Source organism: Ideonella azotifigens (genome assembly GCF_006519715.1).
Classification (GTDB): Bacteria; Pseudomonadota; Gammaproteobacteria; order Burkholderiales; family Burkholderiaceae_C; genus Ideonella; species Ideonella azotifigens.
Genome location: NZ_VIDT01000256.1, coordinates 1 through 7,182, shown reverse-complemented (window position 1 = coordinate 7,182; position 7,182 = coordinate 1). Strand labels below are relative to the sequence as shown.

Here is a 7,182-nt window from a genome sequence, read left to right as displayed (position 1 = left end):
AGGCGCTCGTAGCCGAGGATGCGCACGACCTCTTCGATCAGGTCCTCTTCCAGCGTGATGTCGAAGCGCCAGCTAGGCGGCGTGACGGTCAGTGTGCCGTCGCCTTCAACGAAGGGCAAACCCAGGCGCTGGAACACGCTGGCACATTCAGCCTGGGTGACCGGCATGCCGATGACCTTGCAGGCACGCGCCACGCGCAGCGTCACCGGCTCGCGCACCGGCATGGCCGGCTGCTGGTCGTCGATGGGACCGGCTTCTCCGCCGCAGATTTCCTGCACCAGTCGCGTGATGCGCTCGATGTGTTCCACCGTGCCCTGCGGGTCCACGCCGCGCTCGAAGCGGTGGCCGGCGTCGGTCGAGAAGTTGTAGCGGCGCGAGCGGCCCATCACCGCCTTGGGCCACCAGAACGCCGCTTCGATGTAGATGTTGCGCGTGTCGTGGGAGACCGCCGTGGCGTCGCCACCCATGATGCCGGCCAGCGACTCGACGGCCTGATCGTCGGCGATCACGCCCACCTGCGCGTCCAGCGCGACGGTGTTGCCGTTCAGCAGCTTCAGGCTCTCGCCTTCCTTGGCCCAGCGCACGCTGAGGCCGCCGTGGATCTTGTCCAGGTCGAAGATGTGCGACGGGCGGCCCAGCTCGAACATCACGTAGTTCGAGATGTCCACCAGCGGCGAGACGCTGCGCTGGCCGCAACGCGCCAGGCGCTCGACCATCCACGCAGGCGTCTGCGCCTTCGGGTTCACGCCGCGCACGATGCGGCCGGAGAAACGACCGCAAAGGTCGCTGTCCTGCACGCTGACCGGCAACACGTCGGCATGCGCCTGCGCCACCGCTTGCAGGTTCGGCTCGACCAGCGGCGAGCCTGTCAGAGCCGAGACCTCTCGGGCCACGCCGTAGACCGACAGGCAGTGCGCCAGGTTGGGCGTGAGCTTGAGCGTGAACAGCGTGTCGTCCAGCTTGAGGTGCTCGCGGATGTCCTGGCCCAGCGGCGCGTCGGCCGCCAGCTCCAGCAGGCCGCCGTGGTCCTCGCTGAGCTTGAGTTCGCGGGCCGAGCACAGCATGCCGAAACTCTCGACGCCGCGCAGCTTGCCGGTGCCGATCTTGAAGGGCTTGCCGTCCTCGCCAGGCGGCAGCTCGGCGCCGACGATGGCCAGCGGCACCTTGATGCCGACACGCGCATTCGGCGCACCGCAGACGATCTGCAGCGGGCCGTCCTTGCTGTGCGGGCCGGCGTCCACGCGGCAGACGCGCAGGCGGTCGGCGTTCGGGTGCTGCTCGGCTTCGACGATCTCAGCCACGACGATGCCGTGGAACGCCGGCGCCACTGGCCGCAGCTCCTCCACTTCCAGCCCGGCCATGGTCAGCAGGCGGGCCAGTTCTTCGGTGTTGACAGGCGGGTTGCAGAACTCGCGCAACCAGGATTCGGGGAATTGCATGAAAGGTTCCGGATGAATGTTTTTCGAAGGCAGCGGGCGCGGCGCTCAAAGCCGCGCGGGGCTCACTTGAACTGCGTCAGGAAACGCAGGTCGCCGTCGAAAAACAGCCGCAGGTCGTTGACGCCATAACGCAGCATGGCCAGCCGGTCGATGCCCGAGCCGAAGGCGAAACCGATGTAGCGCTCCGGGTCCAGCCCCATGTTGCGGATGACTTGCGGATGCACCTGGCCCGAGCCGGACACTTCCAGCCAGCGGCCCTTCAAGGGGCCGGAGCCGAACATCATGTCGATCTCGGCGCTGGGCTCGGTGAACGGGAAGTAGCTGGGGCGGAAGCGGATCTCCATGTCCGTCGTCTCGAAAAACGCGTGCATGAAGTTGATGTAGGCCGACTTCAGGTCCTTGAAGCTAATGTTCTCGCCCACCCACAGGCCTTCGACCTGGTGGAACATCGGCGAGTGCGTCGCGTCGCTGTCCACGCGGTAGGTGCGGCCCGGCGCGATGACGCGGATCTCGGGCATCGGCTCGCCGGCATCGATAAGGTGCTGGTGCTTCTTGACGTGCTGCACCGCATAGCGGATCTGCATCGGGCTGGTGTGGGTGCGCAGCACATGACCACCCTCGACGTAGAAGGTGTCGTGCATCGAACGCGCAGGGTGATCCGCCGGCGTGTTCAGCGCTGTGAAGTTGAACCAGTCGATCTCGATCTCAGGGCCGTCGGCAACGTCAAAACCCATCGAGCCGAAGATGGCCTCGATGCGCTCCATCGCGCGCGTCACCGGGTGCAGGCCACCGCTGCTGCCGCGCTGGCGGCCTGGCAGCGTCACGTCCAGCGCCTCGGCCTTCAGCTGCACGGCCAGCTCGGCGTCGGCCAGGGCCTGGCGGCGCTCGGTCAGCAGGGCTTCGATGCGTTGCTTGGTCTGGTTGATCTCGGCGCCGCGGGTCTTCTTTTCTTCGGGCGACAAGGCCACCATGCCCTTGAGCAGTTCGGTCACCTGACCGGACTTGCCCAGGTAACGGGCCTTGGCATTCTCCAGCTCGGCAGGCGCGGCAGCCGCCGCGAACTCGGCGCGCGCGTTCTCCACCAGTTGATCGAGATCGTTCATGAAGAGGGAAATGTCTGCGGAAAAATAAAAAAGGCCGCACCACGAGGTGACGGCCTTCGAGAGCCTGATCGGGCAACCGGCCGCCTGCAGACAGACGACCGCGCCCTGTTAGGGAATCAAGCGAGCTGGGCCTTCACCTTGTCGACGATGCTGGCAAAAGCTGCCGGATCGTGGATGGCCATGTCCGACAGGACCTTACGGTCGATGTCGATCGAGGCCTTCTTCAGGCCGGCCATGAACTTGCTGTAGGTCAGGCCCAGGCTGCGAGCACCGGCGTTGATACGCGCGATCCACAGCTGACGGAAGACGCGCTTCTTGGCGCGGCGGTCACGGTAGGCATATTGCCCAGCCTTCATCACCGCCTGTTTGGCGATGCGGAAGACATTCTTGCGACGGCCGCGATAGCCCTTGGCCAGGGCCAGGATCTTCTTGTGACGAGCACGAGCGGTAACACCACGTTTGACGCGAGGCATGAGAGTTCTCCTTCAGTCTTGGTGGAATTACAGGCCGGCAAACGGCAGCATCTGTGCCATGTGACCCATGTTGGTCTCATGCACATTCACTGCGCCGCGCAGCTGGCGCTTGTTCTTGGTGGTCTTCTTGGTCAGGATGTGACGCTTGAAGGCTTGACCGCGCTTGACGGTGCCACCCGGGCGAACGCGAAAGCGCTTCTTGGCGCTGCTCTTGGTCTTCATCTTGGGCATTGCATGCTCCTTTTTGACACCTCTGCTGGGCGACGTTGCGCTTGCAACGTACTTGATGGCCTGCAGTGGCTTCTCTTCAACATCGCGGTCGCGAAACCGCGGCGTGAATCTCTGGATTCGATCTTCGTCTGAACTTCACTGTTGGCGCGGTGGCAAACACCGCGCCAACAGATCAGGACTTCTTCTTCGGGGCCAGCACCATGATCATCTGGCGGCCTTCGAGCTTGGGCATGTGCTCGACCAGGGCCACGTCAGACAACTCATCGCGAATGCGCTCCAGCAACCGCATGCCGATGTCCTGGTGGGTGATCTCGCGGCCGCGGAAGCGCAGCGTGACCTTGCCCTTGTCGCCATCTTCCGCGATGAACCGGCGCAGGTTGCGCATCTTGATGTTGTAGTCGCCTTCGTCCGTGCCCGGACGGAACTTGACTTCCTTGACCTCGATGACCTTCTGCTTGGACTTGGCTTCAGCTGCGCGCTTCTGCTCCTGGTATTTGAACTTGCCGTAGTCCATCAGCCGGCAAACGGGCGGATCGGCGGTGGCGGCAATTTCGACCAGATCCACGTCGGCTTCGGCTGACATGCGCAAGGCGTCCTGAATGCTGACGATGCCCAAAGGCTCGTTCTCGATGCCGTTCAGGCGCACATTCAGGGCAGTGATCTCGCGATTCAGTCGATGCTTGCGCTCGACGTTAGGCATCCGACGGTCGGCAAAGGTAGCGATGGTGCAAACCCCTCAAACAGGCGCCCAGGCAAGAGAGGGGCCCAAAAAAATAAAATCGGCGCGCGGCACCAAAGCGACTGCTCAGGTCCTGGCTGCGATGTCACCTGCGAGCTTCAACTGAAAGTCTGCGAGGGACATCACACCCAGGTCCTGCTGGCCTCGGGCGCGCACCGCGACGGCCCCGCTTGCCTTTTCCTTGTCACCTACGACCAGGATAAACGGGACCTTTTGCAACGAATGCTCGCGTATTTTATACGTGATTTTCTCGTTGCGCAAATCCGCGCTCACCCTAACTCCTTGTTTTTGCAAGGCTTTCACCACTTCGTGCACATAGTCGGCCTGTGCGTCGGTGATGGAGGCGACCACGACCTGCGTCGGCGCCAGCCAAACCGGCATCGCGCCGGCGTGCTGCTCGATCAGGATGCCGATGAAACGTTCCAGGCTGCCGACGATGGCGCGGTGCAGCATCAGCGGCCGGTGGCGCTGGCCATCTTCGCCGACAAAGTCCGCGTCCAGGCGCTCTGGCAGGTTCGGGTCGATCTGGATCGTGCCGCACTGCCACGGCCGGCCCAGCGCGTCCTTCAGCGTGTATTCAATCTTCGGGCCGTAGAAAGCGCCTTCGCCCGGCAGGTACTCGAAATCGCAGTTCGAAGCCTGCAGGCCCTTGGCCAGTGCGGCTTCGGCACGGTCCCAGCTCTCCTCGGTGCCAATGCGCTTTTCAGGCCGCGTCGAGAGCTTGTAGATGATGTCGCTGAAGCCGAAATCGGCATAGACCTTCTGCAGCAGCTTGGTGAAGGCCACCACTTCGGCCTCGATCTGGTCTTCGGTGCAGAAGATGTGGCCATCGTCCTGCGTGAAGCCGCGCACGCGCATGATGCCGTGCAGGCCGCCGGTCGGCTCGTTGCGATGGCACTGGCCGAACTCGCCGTAGCGCAGCGGCAGGTCGCGGTAGCTCTTGATGCCTTGCTTGAAGATCAGGATGTGGCCGGGGCAGTTCATCGGCTTGAGCGCGTAGTCGCGCTTTTCCGATTCCGTCACGAACATGTTCTCGCGGTACTTGTCCCAGTGGCCCGTCTTCTCCCACAGTCCCTGGTCGAGGATCTGCGGGCCCTTGACCTCCTGGTAGCCGTTCTCGCGGTAGACGCGGCGCATGTACTGCTCCACCTCCTGCCAGATCGTCCATCCCTTGGGGTGCCAGAACACCGTGCCGGGCGAGTGCTCGTCGATGTGGAACAGGTCCAGGTCCTTGCCGAGGCGTCGATGGTCGCGCTTCTCGGCTTCTTCCAGCATCGTCAGGTACTGCTGCAGCGCTTCCTTGCTGGCCCAGGCCGTGCCGTAAATGCGCTGCAGCATCTCGTTGCGGTGGTCGCCACGCCAGTAGGCACCGGCCACCTTCATCAGCTTGAAGAACTTCAGCTTGCCGGTGCTGGGCACGTGCGGGCCGCGACACAGGTCCTCGAAAGCGCCTTCGCGGTACAGCGAAACCTCCTGGCCTTCCGGGATGCTGGCGATGATCTCGGCCTTGTAGTTTTCACCCAGGCCCTTGAAGTACTCGACCGCCTCGTCACGCGGCAGCACGCGGCGCTGCACCTTCTCGTCCTTCTTCGCCAGCTCGGTCATCTTGGCCTCGATGGCCACCAGATCGTCGGGCGTGAACGGGCGCTTGTACGAGAAGTCGTAGAAAAAGCCGTTTTCGATCACCGGGCCGATCGTGACCTGGGCCTCGGGGAACAGTTCCTTCACCGCATAGGCCAGCAAGTGCGCCGTCGAGTGGCGGATCATCTCCAGGCCGTCGGCATCCTTGTCGGTGACGATGGCCAGCGGCGAGTCGGCCTCGATCAGGTAGCTGGTGTCCACCAGCTTGCTGGCATCGCCAGTGCCCACGCGGCCGCCGAGCGCGGCCTTGGCCAGGCCGGTGCCGATGGACGCGGCCACTTCGGCCACCGTCAGCGGGGCGGGATATTCGCGTTTCGCGCCATCAGGCAGCGTGATCGTGATCATCAGGAGACTCCAGGAACGGGGCGCATTTCAGGGCCCCAGAAAAACAAAAGCGCGGCATCAAGGCCGCGCAATTGGGTGCAGGAACAAAAACAGTGACGTGTGTAAACCTGCCGCGGCCGACTAATCCTCAGTGACGAAGGTCGTAGTTCGCGGTGTCATAACCCGTGCTGCCTTTCCCGTTCTTGTGGTGGATCTGCAAATTGTAGCGGTAGCGCGCGCACTGGTCGCCAGAAAAGCCGGGCTACAGCGGCTCAGCTTCCACAGCGCGGCCGCTTGCCACCTGCTCAGCGAACTCGTCCGCCAGCCGCTGGCTCTCAGCCACGGCCCGCCGCCAAGCGGACATGCGCCCCTTCAGGTCATCACCAAAAGCCTTGAAGTCATTGCGGTCCGGCAGCTTGGCATTCGGCAGCGTGGCAATCCATTCTTCTCGCGGTGCCAGCAGCACCAAGTTGTCCAGCGAGGCGCTGGGCTTGTGGCGGTGCGCCAGCGCCTTGTCCAGCCAGCCCGGCACCACGCTGGGCTGGAAGTGCGGGTACAGCACCAGGCCATCGCTCATCCGGGCGTAGCGCAGGTGCAGGTGGTAGTCGGTGATGCCGCCGTCCCAGTAGGCGCCACGCGGGCCGCCGGGAATGTCATGCACCGCCTGCAACCAGAAAGGGATGGAACAACTGGCCAGGATGGCTGGCGCCAGATTCGCGGCATCCAGTGGCACCTGGCGGCTGCGGTAGTCGTCCAGCGGCATGGGCAGCGCATCGCGTGCGTCCGAGAACACCACTCGCTCCAGCCAGTGGCCCAGCGCCTTGCGCGCCACCAGGTTGGTGAAAAACGCGCCGCCGTAGCCCAGCGGCGTGCGCAGCCGACCTTCCCGGCCCAGCACATGCCGGCCGCGGCTGGTGAACACATGCAGGCGGTAGCGCGGGTGCTGCAGCACCTCCGCCTCGCGCCCACCGAAGTGATGGCCCAGTTGCTCGCCGAAGATCTGGCTGACCACCCTCGCACTCGGCGCCTTGCCCGGCGCATGCGGATAGTCCTGCACGATGTAGTCCTCCGCCAGCCGGGCCAGCGCCGCCTTCGGATCGCTCATGCACGCAGAGGCCATGCGCCAGGCGCCGATGGAGGCGCCCAGCAAGTGCACCGTTTGCGAAGACTGCGGCAGCCAATCACCAAACAGGAACTGGTCCAGCGGATTCAGCGCCAGGCCCTTGGGCCCG

General features: G+C 64.1%; 7 protein-coding genes. All 7 read right to left on the bottom strand.

Going from position 1 to position 7,182, the window contains the following annotated elements; all coding sequences use genetic code 11:
• Nucleotides 1-1,439 (bottom strand): phenylalanine--tRNA ligase subunit beta (gene pheT, locus FKP22_RS15970; RefSeq protein ID WP_141288453.1); only part of this gene is annotated, 1,439 nt, incomplete at its 3' end.
• Between the two features lie 62 nt (nucleotides 1,440-1,501).
• Nucleotides 1,502-2,542: a phenylalanine--tRNA ligase subunit alpha gene (gene pheS, locus FKP22_RS15965; protein ID WP_141288452.1), complete on the bottom strand. Its 1,041-nt coding sequence runs from the start codon at nucleotides 2,540-2,542 to the stop codon at nucleotides 1,502-1,504.
• Between the two features lie 116 nt (nucleotides 2,543-2,658).
• A complete protein-coding gene (gene rplT / locus FKP22_RS15960; protein WP_141288451.1) occupies nucleotides 2,659-3,015 on the bottom strand; it encodes a 50S ribosomal protein L20 in 357 nt (118 codons plus the stop codon).
• 27 nt (nucleotides 3,016-3,042) lie between these two features.
• Entirely contained in the window at nucleotides 3,043-3,246 is a 204-nt protein-coding gene (gene rpmI / locus FKP22_RS15955) for a 50S ribosomal protein L35 (RefSeq protein ID WP_028601240.1), read from the bottom strand.
• A gap of 172 nt (nucleotides 3,247-3,418) precedes the next feature.
• Entirely contained in the window at nucleotides 3,419-3,946 is a 528-nt protein-coding gene (gene infC, locus FKP22_RS15950) for a translation initiation factor IF-3 (RefSeq protein WP_141288450.1), read from the bottom strand.
• A gap of 105 nt (nucleotides 3,947-4,051) precedes the next feature.
• Nucleotides 4,052-5,971, bottom strand: coding sequence for a threonine--tRNA ligase (thrS, locus tag FKP22_RS15945; RefSeq protein WP_141288449.1), 1,920 nt, complete (start codon nucleotides 5,969-5,971; stop codon nucleotides 4,052-4,054).
• Nucleotides 5,972-6,212: 241 nt separating this feature from the next.
• Nucleotides 6,213-7,182 (bottom strand): patatin-like phospholipase family protein (locus tag FKP22_RS15940; RefSeq protein WP_233446856.1); only part of this gene is annotated, 970 nt, incomplete at its 5' end.

Bases quoted from the DNA above. Each gene is read 5' to 3' on its own strand.
- pheS (WP_141288452.1), bottom strand. From the start codon at position 2,542: ATGAACGATCTCGATCAACTGGTGGAGAACGCGCGCGCCGAGTTCGCG.
- rplT (WP_141288451.1), bottom strand. From the start codon at position 3,015: ATGCCTCGCGTCAAACGTGGTGTTACCGCTCGTGCTCGTCACAAGAAG.
- rpmI (WP_028601240.1), bottom strand. From the start codon at position 3,246: ATGCCCAAGATGAAGACCAAGAGCAGCGCCAAGAAGCGCTTTCGCGTT.
- infC (WP_141288450.1), bottom strand. From the start codon at position 3,946: ATGCCTAACGTCGAGCGCAAGCATCGACTGAATCGCGAGATCACTGCC.
- thrS (WP_141288449.1), bottom strand. From the start codon at position 5,971: ATGATCACGATCACGCTGCCTGATGGCGCGAAACGCGAATATCCCGCC.